Here is a 21,054-nt window from a genome sequence, read left to right as displayed (position 1 = left end):
CGATCATCAGTGGACGGCAGAGAGCCGCCTTGCAAGGATATAGTTGCCATCCGCCGTATCCAGCGTCAACGTTGCTTTCCACGTTCCAGCCATCAACGGCATGCCTTCGCCCTCGTAGACGCCGGGAGCGGTCTCGGTTAACTTGAAGCTGTAATTGCCGCAGTTCATTCCGATCATATCTAACACGATGGATAACTCAGCGTTACGTAACGGCGCTCCCTCGGAATTTCTAAGACTGAGGCGAAAATCATTCAGATCGAGCACTTTGGCCGGATAGCGGCCGATCTCCCACGTCAATGAGCCTTCTTCGAAGGAATGCTCCGTGACGGCAGGTGGGGCAGCTTCCGTCGTTTGCAGCCACGCGAACGCAGCGGTGATGATGACGGCAGCGGCAAGCAAGGCGAGCGACCACTTAAGAAGTGGCGTTCGTGCTCGGGTCGTTACTATTGATTCGTCAGAGTTTATCATAAGCGCACCTTTCTGTATCTTTTTTTGTAGGCAAGAAACCAATTAACAGCGTCTTTAGTTACCTATGCGGCGCAGCGGGATGAAAGAACGCCGGCGACGTTCAACAATAGTCTGACTTTGGCGATAGGGATAGACAAAAGATTGGAAGATGTGTATAGTTACATCTGACAATTTCATAGAAAATAACTAGGTGTCGAGAAGGTTTATATGAACAGCTTGAATGCTGCTTAAACAACCACTCCGACTTAATAGGGAAGCCGGTGAGAATCCGGCGCGGACCCGCCACTGTAAGGAATGGCCGGAGAGCGACTGCTCTCGTTGCAAGGCCGATGCCGCGGCATATTGTCACTGAGCTTGGACGCTCGGGAAGACGCCGATGGCATATATTCCAAGTCAGGAGACCTGCCTGCTTATTAACGCTGAATCCTACGAGGAACTAGGAGGTGTTGCACACGAGTAGTAGCTATTTGCCGCTTTGGAAGCGGAATTCGCGCAGCATTTCTGACAAGACGTCGGAAATGCTTTTTTTGATGTTTAAATCTTATCAAGTAGTGCCTTTTGATTGGATTTTATACAAGTAAAAGGCTTGTAACGCGTCCATATCTAAGTTTGATTGGATATTGTGCAGCCAAATGGACGGGGAAGCGCGACAAGGGGCCAAAATGTCGATTTTGACTAAATGCTTTACAATCAAGCGTCAAGTAAAGGTCGATTGTTCCCGATTAGGCTGTATGAAATACAGGCTAAAAGTAACATCATGTTTTATTCGAATGTAACAGCTATAACGAGTAATACCGATTTGCTAGATAAATAGAACGTTTAGGAGTGTGTTAATTAATGAATAAGATGAACAAAGCTTGGATTGGGCTGCTGCTGGCGATGATGCTCGTCATCATGACTGCTTGCGGAGCGAACACCAATAATGAGGGGCAAGCATCGAATCAGCCATCGAATGCTGCTACGAAAGCGCCGACGAACGCGCCTGACAACGAACAGGAAAACGCAGCAACTACGGAATATCCGCTTACGGTGAAGGACGATACGGGAACGGAAATTACATTCGCGCAAGCACCTACGAAGATCGTTTCGCTGGCGCCAAGCGAGACGGAAACGATCTATGCGATCGGATCCGGAGAGCAGGTCGTTGGTGTGGACAGCTATAGCAACTATCCGGAAGCGGCAGTAGCTAAGCAACTCGTAGGCGATATGACGACGAATATTGAGGTGGTTACGGGTCTCAATCCGGATCTGGTCATTGCTTCATCATCGATGAACGTGGATGCGATTAAGCAGCTTCGCGAGCTTAATATCCCTGTATACGCAACGGATCCGCTAACTTATGACGCAGTAGTTGCCAAAATCGATACTTTAGGTAAAATTATGAATAGACAAGCGGAAGCTGCCACAGTTGCTGACCATATGATTCAAGTGAAGCAGCAGGTAACGGACGCAGTGAAAGACGCAGAGAAGAAAAATGTGTATTTGGAATTCTCGCCCGGCTGGACGGTGGGTTCTGGCACGTTCCTCGATGAACTGCTGACGCTAGCTGGCGGAACGAATGTGGCAGCCGGAAGTCAAGGGTGGTTCGAGGTGAACGCGGAAGAGGTCGTTGCCAAAAATCCGCAACTGATTGTGTACCCAGCGTGGAAGGAGGAGCCGAATCCGATTGTAGCCGGTATTGAGAGCCGTCCTGGTTGGGACGTTATCGATGCAGTGAAGAACAAGCAAATGTTCGCCGTGACAGAAGACCCGCTCGTACGCGTAGGTCCGCGTCTCGCCGATGGATTGCTTGAGCTAGCGAAGGTTATTCACCCGGATCTCGTCAAATAAGCAATGAAACATAAAGGTATCATTTATGGAGGAGCAGCTTTGCTCCTTCTTGCCGTTTCTATGATCATAAGTCTTTCTATTGGTACGTCGGGTCTTACGGTAAGCAAGGTATGGGGCATTCTTATTCACGAGCTTCCGTGGGTGAAAGGGGGCGAAGACCTCTATACCAAAGGCGAAGTAGCCATTGTTACGCAGGTAAGGCTGTCCCGCGTGCTGCTTGCCGTCCTCGTCGGCGCTTGTCTAGCGCTTGCGGGTACGGGTTTCCAAGGCGTGCTGCGCAATCCGCTTGCCGATCCGTATACGTTAGGCGTCGCCTCAGGAAGCTCGGTAGGCGCTGCCTTTATTATTTTGTTCGGACTCCAGATGGCTTTAGGCATGTGGACGATTCCTCTTGTCGCGTTTCTGACGGGAAGCATCACGTTGTTTGGCGTATTCTGGCTATCGCGAAGCAAAGGGGCGATGCATATTGAAACGCTTATTTTATCCGGTGTCATCATTCAAGCCTTCTTAGGCGCTTTCGTATCGTTCATGGTGTCGCTGTCTGAAGGCGTCGTCAATCAAATTTTGTTCTGGTTAATGGGTTCGCTTGCGATGCGCAACTGGGACAATGTATATATGCTCATTCCGTTTCTTGTCATCGGATTCCCTATTATTCTCATCTATAGCCAATCGCTCAATTTATTCGTTCTAGGCGAACGCCACGCCGCCCATGCCGGCGTTCGCGTGGAGCGTACGAAGCTGATCGTGCTGATCGCATCTACGCTGCTTACGGCAGCTGCCGTATCCGTTTCAGGCGTTATCGGCTTCGTCGGGCTCGTAGTACCCCACTTGATCCGTTTGCTCGTGGGTCCGGATTATAGGCTGATTACGCCGCTTGCGGCTATTGGAGGCGGCATATTCGTTTTGTGGGCGGATACGCTCGCGCGCAATGCGCTTAGCCCGAGGGAAATTCCGCTAGGCGTCGTGACGGCGCTGATCGGCGCGCCGTTCTTTGCCTATCTGCTCCATCGGCGCAAGATGAATGGAGGCGGTCAGCTATAGCTATCTTGGAGGCAAAAGGAATTGTACAGACAATTCAGGGCCGAACGGTGCTTCATGAGCTCGACTGCTCATTCGCGGAAGGCAAGATCTATGGCATTATAGGGCCTAACGGGGTCGGCAAGTCAACGCTGCTTCATCTGCTGTCCGGCGTTGATAGGGCAGCGAAAGGCGAAGTGCTGCTGGCAGGCGAGCCAATCGTATCGTTGCCGCGCAAAACATTGGCACGCAAGATGGCCGTATTGCAGCAGGGCGGATTGCCCCCGGTCGGGTTTACGGTGCGTGAGGTCGTTGGCATGGGGCGTTATCCGTATCAGAGCTGGCTTGGCAATGAGGAGAGTGATCCGGCGGATATCATCGATAAGGCGCTCGAGGCTATGGGTCTGACTGGACTGCAGGGACGCAGGATGGATCAACTAAGCGGCGGAGAACGGCAGCGTGTTGCGCTTGCGAAGCTGATGGTGCAGGAACCGTCGATCATATTGCTTGATGAGCCGACAACGTATTTGGATATCGGGTACCAAGTGCAATTGCTGGATACCGTGAGGTCATGGCAGCGGGAGCGCGGATTAACCGTTATTGCCGTATTGCATGATCTTAACTTGGCTTCGTTATATTGCGATGAGCTCGTCGTCCTGCATGAAGGGAAGATTGCTGCCGTCGGAACGCCTAAGGAAGTGCTGACAACGTCGTTAATTGAAAAGGTATATGAAACAACAACAACTATCGTGCCGCATCCGGTAACGGGCATGCCGCAAATTATGCTGCAGCCTAGCGCTTCGGTCTAACGAATATATGCGGATTTCGGAAATAAAGAGGGGAGCAAGAACATGAATAACAAATGGCAGGATACGCTGGAATCAGCGGTCTCCCGCATACGGGAATTCGATCACAAAGCTGCAGAGCAGGCACAGCAACATTCGGACAGCTTGACGAAACCTCCCGGCAGTCTTGGCAAGCTGGAAGCCATCGCTTGTCAGCTTGCTGGCATATCGGGTCAACTATGGCCGGATATGACCCGCAAGACGGTCATTGTTATGGCGGGCGATCATGGTGTATGCGAGGAAGGGGTTAGCGCATTTCCTCCTGCAGTGACGCCGCAGATGGTGCTCAACTTTCTGAATGGCGGCGCTGCCGTTAATGTGCTCGCACGGCAAGCCGGCGCGGATGTGATTTGCGTTGATATAGGCGTCAACGCCGATCTGGAGCATCCGAAGCTCGTTAGCCGCAAAGTCGTTCACGGAACGGCTAATATGGCGAAGGGGCCGGCAATGACGAGAGAGCAAGCGCTTCAAGCGATAGCGGCAGGTATCGAGCTCGTCGATGAGCAGGCAGCGGCAGGTGTTCGGGTATTCGCAACGGGCGAGATGGGCATCGGCAATACGACGGCTAGCTCGGCAATCGCGAGTGTGCTGACGGGTCTTTCGCCGGAGCAGTCTGTAGGAAGAGGAACAGGCATTAACGATGAGGCGAGAGTACGCAAGATCGAGGTTGTAAAATGTTCGATCGCGGTTAATAACCCCGATTCTTCCGATCCGATTGATGTGCTTGCCAAAGTCGGCGGCGCTGAGATTGCCGGCTTGGTTGGCGTAATTATCGGAGCTGCGGCTAACGGCTGTCCTGTCGTGATAGACGGCTTCATCTCTTCTGCGGCGGCGCTTGTAGCTTCGCGGATCACGGAACAGGCGAAGCCGTATATGCTTGCATCACATCTTTCACACGAGCAAGGACATTTAAAGCTGTTGGCAGCTATTGGTTTGTCGCCGATGATTCAGCTGGAGATGCGTCTTGGCGAGGGAACGGGCGCCGTATTAAGCTTTCATTTCATAGACGCTGCGCTGAAGCTGATGCAAGAGATGGCGACATTCGAGAGCGCCGGCGTGTCCAAAGGGTAGGTGAATGATGTGGCCATACTCGTAACGGGCGGCGCTCGCAGCGGCAAGAGCAGCTTCGCCGAGCAATATGCAATGAGAACCGGCAATCATGGTGTCTATATTGCGACCTGCCAATCGTATGACGAAGAGATGAATGATCGTATCGCGAGGCATCAGCAAGACCGTGAAGGCACGGGCTACGCTTGGACGACGCTCGAGGAACCGTATGAAGCAGCGGATCTGATCGATAAGCTTCGGACTGAATTCGGGGAATACGAGCAGGACGCTGCACAGACTGTCCCTGCGCTCCTGCTGGATTGTTTGACGCTTTGGCTCACGAATTGGATGCTTCGCGTCGATTACGAAATGCTTGGCGATCAGCGACTAGAGCAGGAGATAACGAAGCTCGTAGCTGCAATCGAGAGGTATCCTTATCCGCTCATCATTGTGACGAATGAGGTCGGTGACGGTATCGTGCCGGAGTATCCGCTGGGCAGAGCGTTCCGGGACGAAGCCGGACGGATGAACCAACGTATTGCCGCGGTGTGCGAGCGCGTATTTCTCGTAACAGCAGGCATTCCGGTTGACTTGAAAACGATAGCGTTCAGATGGGAGCAGCTATGAGCTTCTATTCCATGCCGGAGCTGCTTGCTCTGGTTGCTGCGGCGATTGTGATCGATTGGATCGTCGGCGATCCGAAATGGCCGACGCACCCAGTCATATGGATCGGCCGTCTTATTCGGCTGCTGGAGCGATGGCTCGCGCCTGAGCGATACTCCAATCGGCCAACTAGGGTCAAGATGCTCGGCATTGTGTTAACCGTTGCCGTTCTCGCTGCTAGTTGGCTAATCATGGCGATCATCGTAGAGGTAGCCGATGCGATCCATCTTTGGTTCGGATATGCGGTTAGCGCATGGTTCATCTCGACAACGATTGCAGTAAAAGGGCTCAAGGAGGCGGCTATGCTTGTCTATAAGCCGTTAGTCGCCGGCAGATTGGATGAAGCCCGGAAATATGTCGGTTATATCGTTGGGCGGGATACGACGCAGTTGGATGAAGGCGAAGCGTCCAGGGCCGCTATTGAGACGGTAGCCGAAAATACGGTCGATGCTCTAGTGTCGCCTCTCGTATTTGCTTTGTTGGGAGGCGCGCCGCTAGCTATGCTTTATCGCGCGGCGAATACACTCGATTCCATGGTCGGCTATCGGAACGATAAATACCGGCATTTCGGCTGGTGCTCGGCTCGTACCGACGATGTGTTGAATTATATACCTGCTCGGCTTACGGGAGCTTTGATGGCGTTATCGGCGCTGCTCCTGCCTAAGATGAAGGCAATTAGGGCCGTGAAGTCGATGCTCGTCTTCGCTCGCCGGCACCCGAGTCCGAACAGCGGCATTCCGGAGTCTGCTGCAGCCGGAGCCATAGGCGTTGAGCTCGGCGGGACGAACGTCTACTTCGGGGTGACCAGCGAACGCGCGCGAATGGGCTGGCCGCTGCGCCCGTTGAAGCCAGACGATATTGTGCTGACGATACGTTTGTTGTACGGTGTCAGCGTTATTCTATTGGCAGGAGTGATCACAGCATGGCTGCTCATAAGCTGAAGCTGCACGGGCAGGCGCTTGTTGCGGCTTTTCAATTTCTGACACGGTTTCCTATCCCCATACAAATACCCTTTACTTCCCCGGTGTTGACGCGAAGTGTCCTCTACTTTCCGATTGCGGGAGCTTTTATTGGCATCATTGTTGCGGGAGTTGCGTGGCTGCTGCAGCTCTTTCTGCCTCCTTGGCCGTCAGCGGTGCTGCTGCTGGCACTATGGACGGCGTTGAGTGGCGGGCTTCATATGGACGGATGGATGGATACGGCCGATGGCGTGCTCAGCCACCGCTCGCGCGAGCGAATGCTGGAAATTATGAAGGATAGCCGCGTAGGAGCGATGGGGGTGCTCGCTGCTGTATTGCTGCTGCTTCTCAAAGCATCGCTTCTGGCGGAGCTGATAGGGGATGACGGTCGACTTGAGATTGTGCTTCCGATCATTGCCGCTTCACCGATATGGGGACGTGCTTGGATGGGCATAGCGATTGCAGGTTGGCCGAATGCTCGGCAAGGCGATGGAATCGGAGCGCTCTTCGCCGGGGTAAGAAAGTCGGCGGCTGGCTTATCGTTGATTATAGGCGGACTCATTACCTTCTTCATCGTTGCTGTGTGTCAGAATTCGATTGAGACGTCCATCGTCATCACGTTAGCCTGCTTATTGTCTACGTTCGTTTCAGGGGGCATATTGGCCATTTGGCTAGCAAATAAGCTCGGAGGATTAACGGGAGATACATATGGTGCAATGAATGAAGCGGTAGAGGCTGTTATTTTATTAATGGCAGTAATTATATTAGGCTCGAATTATTTATTTTCATGATGTGGTAGGAAAGGGGGGGAAAGGGATGTTGGAGAGATACGGCCATGGCGGTGACCTGCATACAGCTGAGGAAGCGTTCGGCAGAGCAGCGGATACATTCCTTGATTACAGCTCCAATATGAATCCGCTAGGACCGCCGCCCTCGGTGAAGACAGTGCTTATTGAATACGCGACGCTTATCGATCGTTATCCCGACCCGGCTGTTCGCGGCCTGCGCAAGAAGCTGTCGCAGCTGCACGGAATCGATGAGCATAATATCGTAATCGGGAACGGAGCGGCGGAGCTTATCGATCTCGTCGTTCGCTCACTTCATCCGCAGGTAACGGCTCTCGCTATTCCGTGCTTCGACGAATATGGGGATGCGGTTCGCAAGATCGGCGGATCGATCTATGAAATCGCGTTGTCCGGCGACAATCAATTCAAGCTCGATTCGGAAGCTGTCGGCAATGCGATCGATGCCAGCAACGCTTCCTTATATATGTTAGGATCGCCTAATAATCCGACAGGTCAATTAGTGGATCCAAAGCTCATTAAGGCATTGCTTGACAGCGGCGCTTACGTCGTTGTTGACGAAGCGTTCATGGATTTTGTCCCTGAGGAGGAGCAGTTCAGCCTTGTGCGGGAAGCGGCCGTGAATGAACGTCTGTTCGTCATCCGTTCGATGACGAAGTTTTATTCCATACCAGGCATTCGGCTCGGCTATATCGTCGGCGTTCCGAAATCGCTTAGCGCATTGAAGCGCCTGCAAGTGCCATGGAGCGTCAATTCGCTTGCGCAGATGATCGGCGAAGCGGTTCTAGAAGAGCGGGAGTTCGCGAAGCAAACGCATAACTGGCTTGCAGAAGAGCGTCCATGGCTAGTTCAGCAATTGCAGGAGCTTGGCTTCGAGGTGAATGACGGCGTAACGAATTATTTGCTGCTTCGAATCCCGCAACAGCTGCGTTTAAGCGCCAGCATGCTGCAGCTTGCCATGGGCAAGGAAGGTGTTCTCATTAGAGATGCTTCGCGATTCCCTGGACTAGATCATACGTATGTGCGAGTAGCCGTCAAACGAAGATTCCAAAATGAAGCGCTCGTGGCAGCCTTCAAACACTGTTTAGCGCAGGTGAGGTCATGAGTCAGCCGTTTCGCAGCGGCTCCACCGTCTACGATTCTTTCATCTGGAGCGGATTGCGTCTGGAGCTGCTGGACGATCGAATTGTAGCGAGCCTGCAAGAACCGGTTCAGGCGTTAAGCAGCGCCATTCATCCTGGCGGTTTCTCCCGGGCCGATCATATCGTGAACTGGAAGGTGCCGCTTGATTATCGCTGTGACGATCCGATCGCGGACTTTGTTCACCGCTGTGAAGGTTGGGGAAGCAAGGCTGAGCATACGATCGGCATGTTGACTGCGGCGAAGTTGACCCATGCGTCTGTGAAGGAGCTGGAGGGCGATCGGTTTAAGCTGCTGTGCATCACGACGTCGGGCACGCGCAACGCTGCACGGGCCGGGTTGCCGCGCCAAACCTTCTCGGCATATGAGCCAGGTACGATTAATACGGTACTGCTCATTGACGGACAGATGACCGAGTCGGCAATGGTCAATGCGGTTATTACGGCAACCGAAGCAAAAGCGGCGGCACTGCATGAACTTGGTATCGTAGAGACGGCGAATGGCCGGCTTGCGACGGGGACGACGACCGATGCGATCGTCATTGGCGTCAGCCAGCGAGCGAGTTGGCAAGCGATTCATGCCTATGCTGGAGTGGCGACGACGATCGGCTGCGCAATTGGCGAGGCGGTATACGAGACCGTGTTAGAAGCTACCCGGACGCAGCATGAGGAGTAGCCGGGTGGAAGCAGGTAAGCTCCTACACGGCCTGAGGCGATACGCTCCAAAAGCCTGCTAATCCGCAATAGTGTCATTCTAGGCAACTAATTAGTCTTGTACCAAGCGTGCGGCCTGTTTAGTTCGATATCAGGCAACTAAACGGGCTAGTTTGGTGAGTTGGTGGCGAATCGGCACAATTAGTTCGATGAAAGGCAACTATTGAGCTCACAACCGTGTGGCAATTGAGATTAGTTCGACGAAATGCACCTATTGAGCCTTGTACCCGGCGGTGAACTCCTGCACGGCATGAAGCAATAAGTTCCAGAAGCCAGCTATCCGCTATCGTGTCGTTCTAGAGTTACTACTTAAGTCTCCTGAGAATCAGGAGATTTTTTTGGTTTCAAAAATGTTCAATCGAGCTGAGCTGGAAGGAAATGTGAGCTGCAATCAAGAATTTATTTCTAATCACAATAAAGGACGGTGGAATAAATGAAGGCGCTATTAGTCATTGACGTGCAAAACGGGATCGTTGAATGGGGTGATTTTACAAACGAGTTGTTACGGATGGAGCATATCATTAAGGATTTCAAAGCTAGCGGTAATCCCGTCATCTTCATGAGGCATATCGACGCTTCTGAGGAAAGTCCTTTATGCAGGAGTTCCGTTGGTTCCGAACTGCATCCTTCGTTAAAAGACTATGCGGATATGGTTATTGAGAAATCGACACCAAGCTCGTTTTATCAAACAAATCTGTCCCAGACGCTAGATCGATTAGGTGTAAAGCAGCTGTTTCTAGTTGGCTTCGAGACGGAATTTTGTTGCATGTTCACAGCGATAGCTGCTTTTGACAGAGGTTATGAAGTAACGCTGATCAGGGATGCGGTTGGCACAACGAATACGGAACGGTCGTACGATATGCCCGGCTTGAGCATTAACGATTTTGTAAGCAAAGTGCTTGGATGGTCAAGTGTAATTAAAGTAATAAACCACGTTAAATATATGGAGTCATACAAAGCACATGGGCTGTAGTCGCTTAGCTGCCATGTTGGATTTCCGCTTTAACTTTCAAATTAGGAAGAAACCTCCAATTTTATGATGCGTATAGGTAATATGGTCTTGATACTACGCATTTCCGTGAAGAGGAGGAGTTCTTATGAATTCATATAAGATTTATTTTGCTAGCGCGATCTTTTGTATTGTTATGCCGATTGTCGTTTTATGGTATGGCTATTGGGATGCGGCACAGCCGAAGGTGGGGCCTGTCGGCAACGGGATCAAGCCGCCTACTTTTCAACAAACGTTTCCTCTTTACATCGCAATGCTCATAGGAATCAGGTACTTAATAATGTCGATCTTACGTTATCGGCAATACAAAAAATCGCAACAGAAGTCTAACAATGAAGAGATAGATTAATGTTCCCAGCAGGCGCAATTGTCAGAAAGGGGAATAACGTAAAGATGGGATTTTTAATTGAAGGGCTGTTCGAATTGATTTTGGAATTGTTATTCAATGATCGGTTTGAGAAGAGAGGAAGTTATCGACAGAGGCGATATCTACTGAAGCTCAAGCGATATGCGAGAGAGTCTGAATGGTTCGAGCATCTGTATCGAAATCCGCATTATACGGGGATCATTGAGAATAACGACGAATTCAAAATCGTGCTTAGGAAGAGAGCGGCATTCCGGTCTATCGAGCTTAGTTTGGAGGAGCGGCAACGATTCGAACAACGGTTGGCAAGCAAGTGCGATTCGCTTACGGAAAGAGTCTGAAACGACTTCATGTTGTTAATATGATATTGCCATTCAGAATGATCTACCTTGTACGGATGTGGTAGAATAAAACGAGCCTATACGTTATAGGAAAAAGTTTAAGTTTGATATTGTTCGGCAGGAGGTTTCAAGTTGATTCGCATTGTAGGTTTTTCGAAAGATAAAAAATGGTGTACGGATCTAACGTTGGAGGAAGTAAGCGAGTCGACCGAGCTTGCCTGGTACTGGGTGGATTTCGATCAGCCCAGTGAAGAGGAAAGCAGGCTGCTGAGCACGCATTTCAAATTTCATCCACTTGCGATTGAAGATTGCTACCACTTGTTGCAGCGTCCGAAAATGGATCATTTTGACGATATTCATTTCCTCATTCTGCATGCGTTCAACGGTTCGAAGACGATGGTCGATGAAGTGAATATGTTCATCGGTCCCCGGTTTCTGGTAACGTACCATCAAGGGCAATCGCAAGAAATCGAGTCGGCTAGATTGAAGCTGATGCATAATCCGAAGCCAGGCCAATACGGTCACATTTGTGCGGCGTACCATGTTATTGACAAGCTGGTGGATGAATATTTCCCAGCCGTTCAGGAGCTAGAAGAGCTGCTCATCGATATGGATCTCAGCAGCGGCACGGTTGCCGGCGATGGAGCAATAGCAGATATATTCAACATTCGGTCACGGTTGCTGCGGCTTCGCAAGACGATTATTCCAATGAGGGATTTGCTCTATCGATTGGTTAATAGTGATCGAATCGAGGGTCTTAACCATCACTTGGCCTTCTATCGCGACATCTACGATCATTTGTTGAAGCTGTCGGAGATGCTTGATAATTGCCGCGAAATGACGGCCGATCTGCGCGATAGCTACATCTCGTACAACTCCAATAGAATGAATTCGATTATGAAGACGTTAACGGTCATTACGACTATATTTATGCCATTAACTTTCCTGGCTGGCATTTATGGCATGAATTTTGATAGGATGCCGGAGTTGGATTGGCGCTGGGGGTATTTTGGGCTGCTCGGCTTTATGCTGCTGATCGCTTTATCGATGTTTGCGTGGTTTAATAAGAAAGGCTGGTTCAAATAATGGCATCCAAGGAGATTCAGACATGGTAACGAATAAGGCTTCAGAAGAAGTCGGGGGAAAGAAAAGGACATTAGCTGTTGTCGGCATCATGCTGGCGATATTGATCGTGCTCGGTGTTTTATTTGCATTAATGATCTACGCGCTGCGTGCGGACAAGCCTTCTGCTGAAGCAGGTAAGAATGAAGCTTCGCAATATGCTTATGCAATGGCCGAAGCCGCGAACGGGATGAAGATTCATTATTTGGCTACAAAGCCATCGAACGTTCGACCTGAGCTCATACATAACAATGTGACTTTAACCGAAAATACGGGCATTAACGGCGGTTTCTTCTATGGCGAGCAATTGCTAAGCATAGCTGTTGTCGACTCCTTGCCGGTTGGAAGATCGCATGGGAAATACGGCGACGGCTCGGAAAATGTCAGGTATGCTCGCGGCACTCTCGTCTGGGACGGAGCGCTTGATGAACTTAATATACAAATCGTAAGCAAAGCCTCTGAGCTTAAAGTCAAGGATAATACGCGCTTCTGGGCGCAGGGCGGCATAAGCATGAGCATTGGAGACGATGCGGGTTGGGAAGGGCGGGCAATCGCCGAGAATGCGCCTTTTCCGAATGATGACCGTCTGCGCTCGGCGGTTGTGTACGATTCGCAAGGCAGACTGTACTTAATCGTCAGTGAGACGAAAGGGACGCTTGCAGCGTTTCGTGAAGCGATCATCGAGAAGGTCGGAGACGGCAAGCTTGCAGGCGGCATCTTCCTCGATGGGGATGGATCATCGCAGCTTCGCAGCAGTGAAGCTATGCTCGCGGGCGATAATCGACCTGTGGTACAGATGCTGCGCGTATTGAAATAATGGAAGTGTGTGTTTGCTACGCAAACACTAAGCATAATCTTACGAAGTGTGTTTGCTACGCAAACACTTAAGGAGAATCACCATGAATCAACAGCAACAGCCTTTGCCTATCGATGCCGTATTGCCTGAACTGCTCGAAGCGCTCCGGAACGGCGCTAATGCGGTGCTGATCGCCGAGCCGGGGGCTGGCAAGACGACAAGAGTGCCGCTCGCTATGCTTCATGAGCCTTGGCTGAACGGCAAGCGCATCGTTATGCTTGAGCCGAGAAGACTTGCGGCTCGCTCAGCAGCGCAATATATGGCTCGCTCGCTTGGCGAACAAGCGGGGGAGACGGTCGGCTATCGCGTAAGGCTTGAAACGAAGGTCAGCGCCAAGACACGAATTGAAGTCGTGACGGAAGGCGTATTGACCCGGATGCTGCAGGAGGATGCCGCGCTTGAGCAAGTTGGCGCGATCCTGTTCGATGAATTTCATGAACGCCATCTGCATGGCGATCTAGGTCTGGCGCTTAGCCTGCAATCACAGTCGCTGCTCCGTGAGGAGCTGCGGCTTCTTGTTATGTCCGCAACACTCGATGTGGAGCCTATTGCCGCACTATTAGGCGCTGCGCCTATTATTCGCTCGGAGGGAACAGTATTCCCTGTTGATACTCATTATGCGGCCGCACGTCCCTCGCGGGAGGCGCGGATTGAACAGACCGTCGGCAGCACGATCGTGAGCGCGCTTCATGCCCATGATGGCGATGTGCTCGCTTTCTTGCCCGGCGCGCTCGAGATTCGTCGTACCGCAAGCTGGCTTGCAGCGGCAGGATTGCCTTCCGGCGTGCGCATAGCGGAGCTCTACGGCACGATGCCGCTATCGATGCAGGATGCTGCAGTCGCGCCATGCTTACCTAACGAACGCAAGATCGTGCTTGCGACATCAATCGCCGAATCAAGCTTGACGGTTCAAGGGGTGACGATTGTTGTCGACAGCGGACTTATGCGCGTGCCGCGGTTCTCGCCGCGGACGGGCATGACTCGGCTGGAGACGGTCGCGGTCTCGCAAGCTTCCGCGGACCAGCGCCGCGGCCGTGCTGGCCGTCTTGCTCCGGGCCACTGCTACAGGCTGTGGACGGAGCAGGAGCATCCGTACCTGCCTGCACAGAGCATGCCGGAGATTATGGATGCTGATCTTGCGCCGTTAGCGCTTGAACTTGCGGTATGGGGGATCCAAGACCCCGCCGAGCTGGATTGGCTTACGCCGCCGCCGCAGTCGGCATACGCGCAGGCGATTGAACTGCTGAAGAAGCTGCGCGCGCTTGACACGAACGGCAAACCTACGCCGGAGGGGCTTAAGCTGGCACGCTTCGGCATGCATCCCCGCCTTGGCGCAATGGTAATGCGCGCTGCGGAATGGGGCTGTGCAAGCGAAGGCTGCGAGCTGGCAGCACTGCTCAGCGAGCGAGATTTGCTTCCAAATGAGCGAAGCGTGGATATGAGGCTTCGTCTTGACGCGTTGAATGGAAAGAGTGCTTCAGCGGATGCCGCCGCTGTAAGACGAATGACACAGCAAGCTGAGCAATGGAAACGCTCGGTTGCCGAGCATGGAACAGGCAACGACGTGACTTCACAAGGCTCGATTCCTTCGTCATCGCGATCGACCTCTCTATCCGTACGGCCAAGTCTTGGCGTTCTTCTTGCTGCGGCCTACCCGGATCGAATCGCACAGCGGCGAAGCGATGGCCGATATTTGCTGGCTAGTGGAAGAGGGGCCGTGCTTCCCGACGTACAACCGCTGTCTCGAAGCGAGATGTTGGCAACTTGCGAATTAGATGACACGGGTACAGAGAGCAGAATCAGGCTTGCGGCAGATTTGTCGATGACTGATATTGAAGCGTTTATGTCTCCATACATTACGATTGAAGAAGTGATTGAGTGGGATCACGGTGCGCTAGCCGTTCGTTCCCGCAGAAGAAGGAAGCTAGGCGCAATCGTGCTCGGAGAAGTGCCGATATCCGGTCCTGACGAAGAGAAGGTTGCCGATGCGCTGATCGCTGGAATCCGTATGGAGGGTATGGGTTTGCTTCCTATGACTAAGCCGGCGCTTGCGCTCCAAGCTAGAATAAAGCTGATGGCGCTTGGCGGGAAGGATTGGCCTGAGGCGACCGACGAGGCGCTGCTAAGCACGCTCGAGGAGTGGTTGAAGCCGCATCTCTACGGCATGAAGAGCCGTAATGATCTTCAGCGGCTGAATATGGCGCAACTGCTTGGAGGCATGCTGTCATGGGCGCAGATGCAAGAGCTGGACGAGCAGGTGCCGACCCATTATTCAGTGCCAAGCGGATCTCGTATTCCGATCGATTACAGTGATCCATCGGCGCCTGTGCTAGCAGTCAGACTGCAGGAAATGTTCGGCCTCCAGGATACGCCAAGGCTCGCGAGAGGCAAGCTGCCGCTTACGCTGCATTTGCTGTCCCCCTCTCAACGTCCCGTTCAGGTGACGCAGGATTTGCGCAGTTTCTGGGAATCGGCTTATTTTGAGGTGAAAAAGGATTTGAAGGGGCGGTATCCGAAACATTATTGGCCGGATGATCCATACGGCGCAGCACCGACGAACCGCGCTAAGCCGCGCGGCACTTGAGGAAAAAGAATCGTTAGTAGAAGAGTGGAGGTAAACTATGGATATAAGTTACATCATCGTATTGTCTTATTTGCTGATCATCAATTTGTATACCTTCGCTTTAATGGGTAGAGACAAGAAGCTGGCAGTCAAGCAGCGTCGTCGCGTTCCAGAGAAACGACTGTTCACGCTGAGTGCCATTGGGGGCAGCATCGGAACTTGGCTTGGTATGCGTACCTGGCGGCATAAGACGAAGCATAATAGTTTTGTATTCGGAATTCCGGCTATATTCGTACTGCAAGTAGCCCTTGTAGTCGCACTCTATCGTTTTGTCGTTTAATCCAAGCGAAATGGGCATTGCATCGAGAAAGCTTCCTATGGTATATTTGACACTCGTTTTTTATTGACTACTTTTAGGAGGTAACTGACTAATGACCGTTCAAAGTGCCTTACAAGAGGAAAAGGATCGGCTCTTTGCTTCGATTCAAGATATTGAAGATCAGCTGGGAGCCATCGGTCCGCGATATACGGGAGACGATTTTACCGAGCAAATGCTCGACCTGCAGCGCGAAGAGAGGAGACAGCGGCTGGAGATCGCGCACCGCGAGCCGTACTTTGGCCGCATCGACTTCGAGGAGCTGCCGAATGGTAAGCAGATGCCGCTCTACATAGGCAAAGCAGGCGTCGCCAAGCAGGGCAGCAACGAGCTGCTCGTTATCGACTGGAGAGCGCCGGCAGCCAGCTTATTCTATTCATTCACGGGCGGAGATGCACCCGGAACGTTCGAATCGCCCGATGGCGAAGTGTCGGGTTATATTCATTTAAAGCGCAACTTCATGATTCGTCAGGGCGAGCTTGTAAGATTGGTCGACAGCTATGTGCGAGGCCAAGAAGAAGAAGCGGTCACTGACGAATTTCTTTTATATCGCTTGGGCGAGAACAAGGATAATAAGCTTCGTGACATCGTTTCTACCATTCAAGGCGAGCAGGACCGTATCATACGCGCGGATCGCGCGAAGGCACTATTCATTCAGGGGGTAGCGGGCAGCGGTAAAACGACCGTTGCGCTCCATCGTCTCGCATTTCTGCTCTATCAATACGCGGATCGGATGCGGGCGGAGAGAATGATTATTTTCGCGCCAAACCGGATGTTCCTCGACTATATTTCCGGCGTTCTGCCGGAGCTCGGCGTTGGAGACATCCAGCAGACGACGTTCTCGGACTGGGCGATCGAGCTGCTGGAGCACACCGTTAGGCAAAGCGATCCGTCTGAGACGATGGCATATTGGTTCGAACAACGCAGAACGGCATCTGAGATTGAGTCTGCTTCCGGAAGATGGAAGGGCAGCTTGGCTTTCAAGGAAATGGTAGATAAGCGAATTGCAGCGTTCGAGCAAAACATCGTACCTACCGTTCCGTTCAGTCCGCTTGATCGTCTTGAGCTGTCGCCTGCGCAAATGCGCGAGTGGTACGACACCGATTATGGCGAAGAGACGGTTATGAAGAAGCGCGACCGGCTAGCCAGCCGAATTCGGCGTTGGTTCGAATCCGAGCTGAAGCAGCGCGGCGTTGTCGATAAGAAAGTAAGAGCAAAGGCGCTGACGAAATTTAATGCCTTTGTGAAAAAGATACCGTCGTTTACTGCGGTTCAGCTTTATGCCTCGCTGTTCCAAGGCAAGCAGGCCGATCCAGCCGTGCCCAAAGCGATCGCCGCAGAAACAGCGGCTCGGCTTAAGCAAGGAATCGCCGCTGCCGAAGACCTCGCGCCGCTCGTCTATATCCATCTGCAGCTATACGGACTGGATAAGCCGTCCTTCGACCATATCGTCATTGACGAAGCGCAAGATTATTCGCCGTTCCAGCTTGAAGCGCTTAAGCTATGCCAACGAACGCCGTCGATGACGGTACTCGGCGACTTGCAGCAAGGTATTCATGCTTACACGGGAATCCAGCACTGGTCTCAGCTGATGGGACTATTCCCTGAAGAACAATCCGGATTCCACGAGCTTAACCGGAGCTATCGCTCAACGATGGAGATTATCGAATTCGCCAACCTGATCTTAGGCGAGATGTCGGGCGGGGTAAAGCCAGCCGTGCCTGTATTCAGGAGCGGCGACCCGGTCGAGACGATCGGGACAGAGGAGAGCGAATGGCTTGCTTCGATTGAACAAACGGTACGCGAATGGAAGGCGAAGGGCATTTACGAGACGATATCGGTCATCGGAAGAACCGCGCATGAATGCGAACAAATTCATAGTTACTTGATCGACAAAGGAATTGAAGCCTCCCTTGTGCAAAGCAAGCAACCATCTTATGGAGGCGGCCTGACGGTCGTTCCCGTCTACTTATCGAAGGGACTGGAGTTCGACGCCGTGCTCGTTGCTGATGCGGGAGAAGCGGCATACGGACCGCTCGACGCGAAGCTTCTTTATGTAGGTTGTACACGCGCGCTTCATATGTTGAAGCTGCTCTACCTGGGACAACGAACTTCTTTGCTGGGCGAGGGCGCTTAATTCGTTTATAATGGGAAGGTATCTCACATATGCACGGGAGGCCTTTGCAATTATGAATGGGAATGAGCTGCTGCCACCGCTTTGGCTATCGCTGAAGGTTTCGGTGACGGCTAGTATATTGGTAGCTATCATCGGCATTATTGTCGCGCACTTCATGGCGCGGCGATCGTTCAGGGGCAAGAGCGTCGTTGAGACGGTTTTCATGCTTCCTCTCGTATTGCCTCCGACCGTCGTCGGGTTTATATTGCTTGTGGCGCTTGGCCGCAGAAGCTGGATCGGGAAAAGCTATGAATGGCTTTTCAATCAACCTATCGTTTTCTCTTGGACCGCAGCGGTTATCGCTGCGGTCATTGTTGCATTCCCGCTTGTCTACCAGTCCATGAAGGTCGGATTTCTGACCATCGATAAAAGTCTGGTAGAATCGGCACGTTCCGCAGGTGCCAGCGAGAGGCAGGTTATGCGCTATATTACGCTGCCGCTAGCCAAGCATTCGCTGCTAACGGCATTCGTGCTCGGCTTTGCCAGATGCTTAGGCGAGTTCGGAGCGACGCTTATGCTTGCCGGCAACATACCAGGCAAGACGCAGACCGTGCCGACAGCCATTTATGTGGCGGTCGATTCCGGGCATACGGCGATGGCTTGGGCATGGACGATCAGCATCGTCTTATTTTCTTTCCTGCTCCTCTCATTTACCGGCCGCAAAATGGAACAATAATGTGAACGGCGCATCCGCTTTCCGCAATGTTTCGTATAACACTCCAGAGAAGGAGGCAGAGCGCGTATGCCAATCGAAACGGATTCTAATGAGCGATTATTGGAAGCCTTGAGAGAAATAGAAGCATGGGAGAATGATCAGAAGGACCTATGGTTCTGGGAGAAGCTTGGACGATTGCCGTTCATGCTGCTCGATAAATTAACGCCGAAGTTTATTCAAGCGAAGCTCGGACAGGCTGTCGATGAAATCGGCGGCTTTATTCAGAACGGGGGCAAATACCTCGTATCGGAGAAAACGATAACAAGCAAGCTTACGCGAAATGCGGAGGCTGTCACGATGGACGCATCATTACCCAGCGACAACATCTTTCTGACCTTGGAAGACTGCGCGTCACTGCCGCTTGCCGTTATGGACAGGACGGCTGCGGAGCTGAAGAGCAGCCGTACAAACATGGCGACCGTTCAAGGCGCGACAACGGGAATCGGGGGAATCTTTACGCTCGCAATCGACATTCCAGCCATTCTTGGCCTATCGCTAAAGATCATACAAGAGATTGCCATATGTTATGGATATGACCCAAAGCTGAAGGAAGAGCGCATCTTCGCTGTGAAGGTCATGCAATTCGCTTCATCGGACATTGTCGGCAAAAAAGCCATATTAGATGAATTAAGCGCATATGGAACTGAGAGCGAGGGGCGCGGAACGCATATGCTGTCGCAGCTGCAAGGCTGGCGTGAAGTCGTTACCGTATACCGAGACAACTTCGGCTTGAAGAAGCTGTTCCAGCTCATCCCGATTGCCGGAATTGTGTTCGGGGCTTTCATTAATCGCAGCACGCTGAATGATGTCGCTGAAGCGGCGACGATGTTATACCGAAAACGAAGAGTACTGGTTAAGCTGAAGGAAGGCGGAGGAAGCGCAACATGATTACAGCACATAGAGCGTTAATGGAAGAGGCAGCCTCCTTTATCCGCGCCTGCTATTCGGAGCTTGGCAAGTCAGTCCAGGAAACCGAAAGCAGGCTGCGGCAGATCGATGAACATATTGAAGCAAGAGGGACTTATTCGCATACATCGGAAGAGCTTAAGCATGGCGCGAAGATGGCATGGCGCAATAGCAATCGCTGCATCGGCAGACTGTTCTGGCAGGCGCTTGAAGTGTTTGATGCAAGAGAGGCTGAAGATGAAGATACAATCGCCGGGCATCTATTTAACCATATGAAATATGCCACGAACGGCGGGAGAATCAGACCGGCGATTACGGTATTTGCGCCGAGTGAGACGCATACTGGCAGCGGTATTCGGATATGGAATCATCAGCTTGTCCGATACGCAGGTTATCAGCTGGAGGACGGTATGGTCGGCGATCCGGCTTCCCTTGCTTTGACTGAAGCTTGCGAGAAGCTAGGCTGGCGCGGGGCAGGAACGTCGTTTGACCTATTGCCGCTTGTTATCCAACGAGGCGATCATGAGCCGAGATGGTACGAGTTGCCGGCGGAGACGACGCTTGAAGTGAAGCTTACACATCCGGAGAATGATGGCTTCGAGCAGCTAGGACTGCGGTGGTATGCGGTTCCGTTCGTATCCGATATGGAGCTAGAGATCGGCGGCATCCGCTATTCGGCAGCTCCCTTCAACGGATGGTATATGGGGACGGAGATTGGTGCGCGCAATCTGGCAGACAGTAACCGCTACAACCAGCTTCCGCAAGTTGCACGGCTGTTCGGCTTAGACACTTCTACGAACCTTTCCTTATGGAAAGACCGTTCATTAACGGAGTTAAATATCGCGGTGCTGCACTCGTTTAAGAAAAACGGCGTCAGTATTGTCGATCATCATACGGCCGCCGAGCAATTCGCCAGATTCGAGAAACAGGAGCAAGAGAACGGCAGAACCGTGACCGGAAGATGGTCATGGTTGATACCTCCGATGTCTCCGGCAACGACGGCTATCTGGCATCGCAGCTATGACGATACGGAGCGGAGTCCTCAGTTCCGCTATCAACAGCCGCTTTATTGAGCAAAGCGTATAGCCTATTGTTTCTGTAAATGCGTGCAATCAATTCCTAATCAGAGAAATAGGGGGGA

Annotated in this window: 21 protein-coding genes and 1 riboswitch; of the genes, 20 read left to right on the top strand and 1 reads right to left on the bottom strand. The window is 52.1% G+C overall.

All coding sequences use genetic code 11. The features are described from left to right. Positions 1-6 precede the first annotated feature (6 nt). On the bottom strand, positions 7-468 hold the full coding sequence (locus tag AC1DF0_RS19930) for a hypothetical protein (protein WP_477575089.1): 462 nt from the start codon (positions 466-468) through the stop codon (positions 7-9). A 182-nt stretch (positions 469-650) separates the two neighbouring features. Further along, positions 651-892: riboswitch (cobalamin riboswitch) on the top strand. 413 nt (positions 893-1,305) lie between these two features. Between AC1DF0_RS19930 and AC1DF0_RS19925 the strand changes: the two genes are divergently transcribed. From AC1DF0_RS19925 to AC1DF0_RS19830, 20 genes are all read left to right on the top strand, one after another. Next, positions 1,306-2,298 (top strand): ABC transporter substrate-binding protein, encoded by a 993-nt coding sequence (locus AC1DF0_RS19925; RefSeq protein WP_477575088.1) that lies wholly within the window; start codon positions 1,306-1,308, stop codon positions 2,296-2,298. A gap of 3 nt (positions 2,299-2,301) precedes the next feature. Continuing rightward, on the top strand, positions 2,302-3,339 hold the full coding sequence (locus tag AC1DF0_RS19920) for a FecCD family ABC transporter permease (protein WP_477575087.1): 1,038 nt from the start codon (positions 2,302-2,304) through the stop codon (positions 3,337-3,339). Positions 3,340-3,344: 5 nt separating this feature from the next. After that, entirely contained in the window at positions 3,345-4,124 is a 780-nt protein-coding gene (locus AC1DF0_RS19915) for an ABC transporter ATP-binding protein (RefSeq protein ID WP_477575086.1), read from the top strand. 42 nt (positions 4,125-4,166) lie between these two features. Next, entirely contained in the window at positions 4,167-5,231 is a 1,065-nt protein-coding gene (cobT, locus tag AC1DF0_RS19910; protein WP_477575085.1) for a nicotinate-nucleotide--dimethylbenzimidazole phosphoribosyltransferase, read from the top strand. 9 nt (positions 5,232-5,240) lie between these two features. Continuing rightward, complete coding sequence (cobU, locus tag AC1DF0_RS19905; RefSeq protein WP_477575084.1) at positions 5,241-5,834, top strand: bifunctional adenosylcobinamide kinase/adenosylcobinamide-phosphate guanylyltransferase; 594 nt, start codon at positions 5,241-5,243, stop codon at positions 5,832-5,834. Further along, positions 5,831-6,811, top strand: coding sequence for an adenosylcobinamide-phosphate synthase CbiB (gene cbiB, locus AC1DF0_RS19900; RefSeq protein WP_477575083.1), 981 nt, complete (start codon positions 5,831-5,833; stop codon positions 6,809-6,811). The genes cobU and cbiB overlap by 4 nt, the downstream gene beginning before the upstream one ends. Then, positions 6,793-7,620, top strand: coding sequence for an adenosylcobinamide-GDP ribazoletransferase (gene cobS / locus AC1DF0_RS19895; protein ID WP_477575082.1), 828 nt, complete (start codon positions 6,793-6,795; stop codon positions 7,618-7,620). Before cbiB ends, cobS begins: the two co-directional genes overlap by 19 nt. A gap of 25 nt (positions 7,621-7,645) precedes the next feature. Then, on the top strand, positions 7,646-8,737 hold the full coding sequence (gene cobD / locus AC1DF0_RS19890; protein WP_477575081.1) for a threonine-phosphate decarboxylase CobD: 1,092 nt from the start codon (positions 7,646-7,648) through the stop codon (positions 8,735-8,737). Then, positions 8,734-9,447, top strand: coding sequence for an adenosylcobinamide amidohydrolase (locus AC1DF0_RS19885; protein ID WP_477575080.1), 714 nt, complete (start codon positions 8,734-8,736; stop codon positions 9,445-9,447). The genes cobD and AC1DF0_RS19885 overlap by 4 nt, the downstream gene beginning before the upstream one ends. A 471-nt stretch (positions 9,448-9,918) precedes the next feature. Then, positions 9,919-10,458 (top strand): cysteine hydrolase family protein, encoded by a 540-nt coding sequence (locus tag AC1DF0_RS19880; RefSeq protein WP_477575079.1) that lies wholly within the window; start codon positions 9,919-9,921, stop codon positions 10,456-10,458. 124 nt (positions 10,459-10,582) lie between these two features. Then, positions 10,583-10,843 (top strand): hypothetical protein, encoded by a 261-nt coding sequence (locus AC1DF0_RS19875; RefSeq protein ID WP_477575078.1) that lies wholly within the window; start codon positions 10,583-10,585, stop codon positions 10,841-10,843. A gap of 44 nt (positions 10,844-10,887) precedes the next feature. Then, on the top strand, positions 10,888-11,199 hold the full coding sequence (locus AC1DF0_RS19870) for a hypothetical protein (RefSeq protein ID WP_442049132.1): 312 nt from the start codon (positions 10,888-10,890) through the stop codon (positions 11,197-11,199). A gap of 132 nt (positions 11,200-11,331) precedes the next feature. Further along, positions 11,332-12,285 carry a magnesium/cobalt transporter CorA gene (gene corA / locus AC1DF0_RS19865; protein ID WP_442049131.1) on the top strand — a complete coding sequence of 318 codons (954 nt, stop codon included), beginning with the start codon at positions 11,332-11,334 and terminating at the stop codon, positions 12,283-12,285. A 22-nt stretch (positions 12,286-12,307) separates the two neighbouring features. Continuing rightward, entirely contained in the window at positions 12,308-13,138 is an 831-nt protein-coding gene (locus tag AC1DF0_RS19860; RefSeq protein WP_477575077.1) for a hypothetical protein, read from the top strand. Between the two features lie 82 nt (positions 13,139-13,220). Further along, positions 13,221-15,761 carry an ATP-dependent helicase HrpB gene (gene hrpB, locus AC1DF0_RS19855; RefSeq protein ID WP_477575076.1) on the top strand — a complete coding sequence of 847 codons (2,541 nt, stop codon included), beginning with the start codon at positions 13,221-13,223 and terminating at the stop codon, positions 15,759-15,761. 37 nt (positions 15,762-15,798) lie between these two features. Further along, on the top strand, positions 15,799-16,080 hold the full coding sequence (locus tag AC1DF0_RS19850) for a DUF1294 domain-containing protein (RefSeq protein ID WP_477575075.1): 282 nt from the start codon (positions 15,799-15,801) through the stop codon (positions 16,078-16,080). Positions 16,081-16,171: 91 nt separating this feature from the next. Beyond that, positions 16,172-18,253: a HelD family protein gene (locus tag AC1DF0_RS19845; RefSeq protein WP_442049127.1), complete on the top strand. Its 2,082-nt coding sequence runs from the start codon at positions 16,172-16,174 to the stop codon at positions 18,251-18,253. 52 nt (positions 18,254-18,305) lie between these two features. After that, a complete protein-coding gene (modB, locus tag AC1DF0_RS19840) occupies positions 18,306-18,968 on the top strand; it encodes a molybdate ABC transporter permease subunit (protein WP_442049126.1) in 663 nt (220 codons plus the stop codon). Positions 18,969-19,034: 66 nt separating this feature from the next. Then, positions 19,035-19,895 carry an EcsC family protein gene (locus AC1DF0_RS19835; protein ID WP_477575074.1) on the top strand — a complete coding sequence of 287 codons (861 nt, stop codon included), beginning with the start codon at positions 19,035-19,037 and terminating at the stop codon, positions 19,893-19,895. Continuing rightward, a complete protein-coding gene (locus tag AC1DF0_RS19830; protein ID WP_477575073.1) occupies positions 19,892-20,986 on the top strand; it encodes a nitric oxide synthase oxygenase in 1,095 nt (364 codons plus the stop codon). The genes AC1DF0_RS19835 and AC1DF0_RS19830 overlap by 4 nt, the downstream gene beginning before the upstream one ends. Positions 20,987-21,054: the final 68 nt, after the last annotated feature.

Source organism: Paenibacillus sp. 05T425 (genome assembly GCF_056396205.1).
This window is presented reverse-complemented; position numbering and strand designations above follow the sequence as displayed.

Excerpts from the sequence above, each read along its gene's own strand:
- AC1DF0_RS19930 (WP_477575089.1), bottom strand. The coding sequence starts at position 468 with ATGATAAACTCTGACGAATCAATAGTAACGACCCGAGCACGAACGCCA.
- AC1DF0_RS19925 (WP_477575088.1), top strand. The coding sequence starts at position 1,306 with ATGAATAAGATGAACAAAGCTTGGATTGGGCTGCTGCTGGCGATGATG.
- AC1DF0_RS19920 (WP_477575087.1), top strand. The coding sequence starts at position 2,302 with ATGAAACATAAAGGTATCATTTATGGAGGAGCAGCTTTGCTCCTTCTT.
- cobT (WP_477575085.1), top strand. The coding sequence starts at position 4,167 with ATGAATAACAAATGGCAGGATACGCTGGAATCAGCGGTCTCCCGCATA.
- cbiB (WP_477575083.1), top strand. The coding sequence starts at position 5,831 with ATGAGCTTCTATTCCATGCCGGAGCTGCTTGCTCTGGTTGCTGCGGCG.
- cobS (WP_477575082.1), top strand. The coding sequence starts at position 6,793 with ATGGCTGCTCATAAGCTGAAGCTGCACGGGCAGGCGCTTGTTGCGGCT.
- cobD (WP_477575081.1), top strand. The coding sequence starts at position 7,646 with ATGTTGGAGAGATACGGCCATGGCGGTGACCTGCATACAGCTGAGGAA.
- AC1DF0_RS19885 (WP_477575080.1), top strand. The coding sequence starts at position 8,734 with ATGAGTCAGCCGTTTCGCAGCGGCTCCACCGTCTACGATTCTTTCATC.
- AC1DF0_RS19880 (WP_477575079.1), top strand. The coding sequence starts at position 9,919 with ATGAAGGCGCTATTAGTCATTGACGTGCAAAACGGGATCGTTGAATGG.
- AC1DF0_RS19875 (WP_477575078.1), top strand. The coding sequence starts at position 10,583 with ATGAATTCATATAAGATTTATTTTGCTAGCGCGATCTTTTGTATTGTT.
- AC1DF0_RS19870 (WP_442049132.1), top strand. The coding sequence starts at position 10,888 with ATGGGATTTTTAATTGAAGGGCTGTTCGAATTGATTTTGGAATTGTTA.
- AC1DF0_RS19860 (WP_477575077.1), top strand. The coding sequence starts at position 12,308 with ATGGTAACGAATAAGGCTTCAGAAGAAGTCGGGGGAAAGAAAAGGACA.
- hrpB (WP_477575076.1), top strand. The coding sequence starts at position 13,221 with ATGAATCAACAGCAACAGCCTTTGCCTATCGATGCCGTATTGCCTGAA.
- AC1DF0_RS19850 (WP_477575075.1), top strand. The coding sequence starts at position 15,799 with ATGGATATAAGTTACATCATCGTATTGTCTTATTTGCTGATCATCAAT.
- AC1DF0_RS19845 (WP_442049127.1), top strand. The coding sequence starts at position 16,172 with ATGACCGTTCAAAGTGCCTTACAAGAGGAAAAGGATCGGCTCTTTGCT.
- modB (WP_442049126.1), top strand. The coding sequence starts at position 18,306 with ATGAATGGGAATGAGCTGCTGCCACCGCTTTGGCTATCGCTGAAGGTT.
- AC1DF0_RS19835 (WP_477575074.1), top strand. The coding sequence starts at position 19,035 with ATGCCAATCGAAACGGATTCTAATGAGCGATTATTGGAAGCCTTGAGA.
- AC1DF0_RS19830 (WP_477575073.1), top strand. The coding sequence starts at position 19,892 with ATGATTACAGCACATAGAGCGTTAATGGAAGAGGCAGCCTCCTTTATC.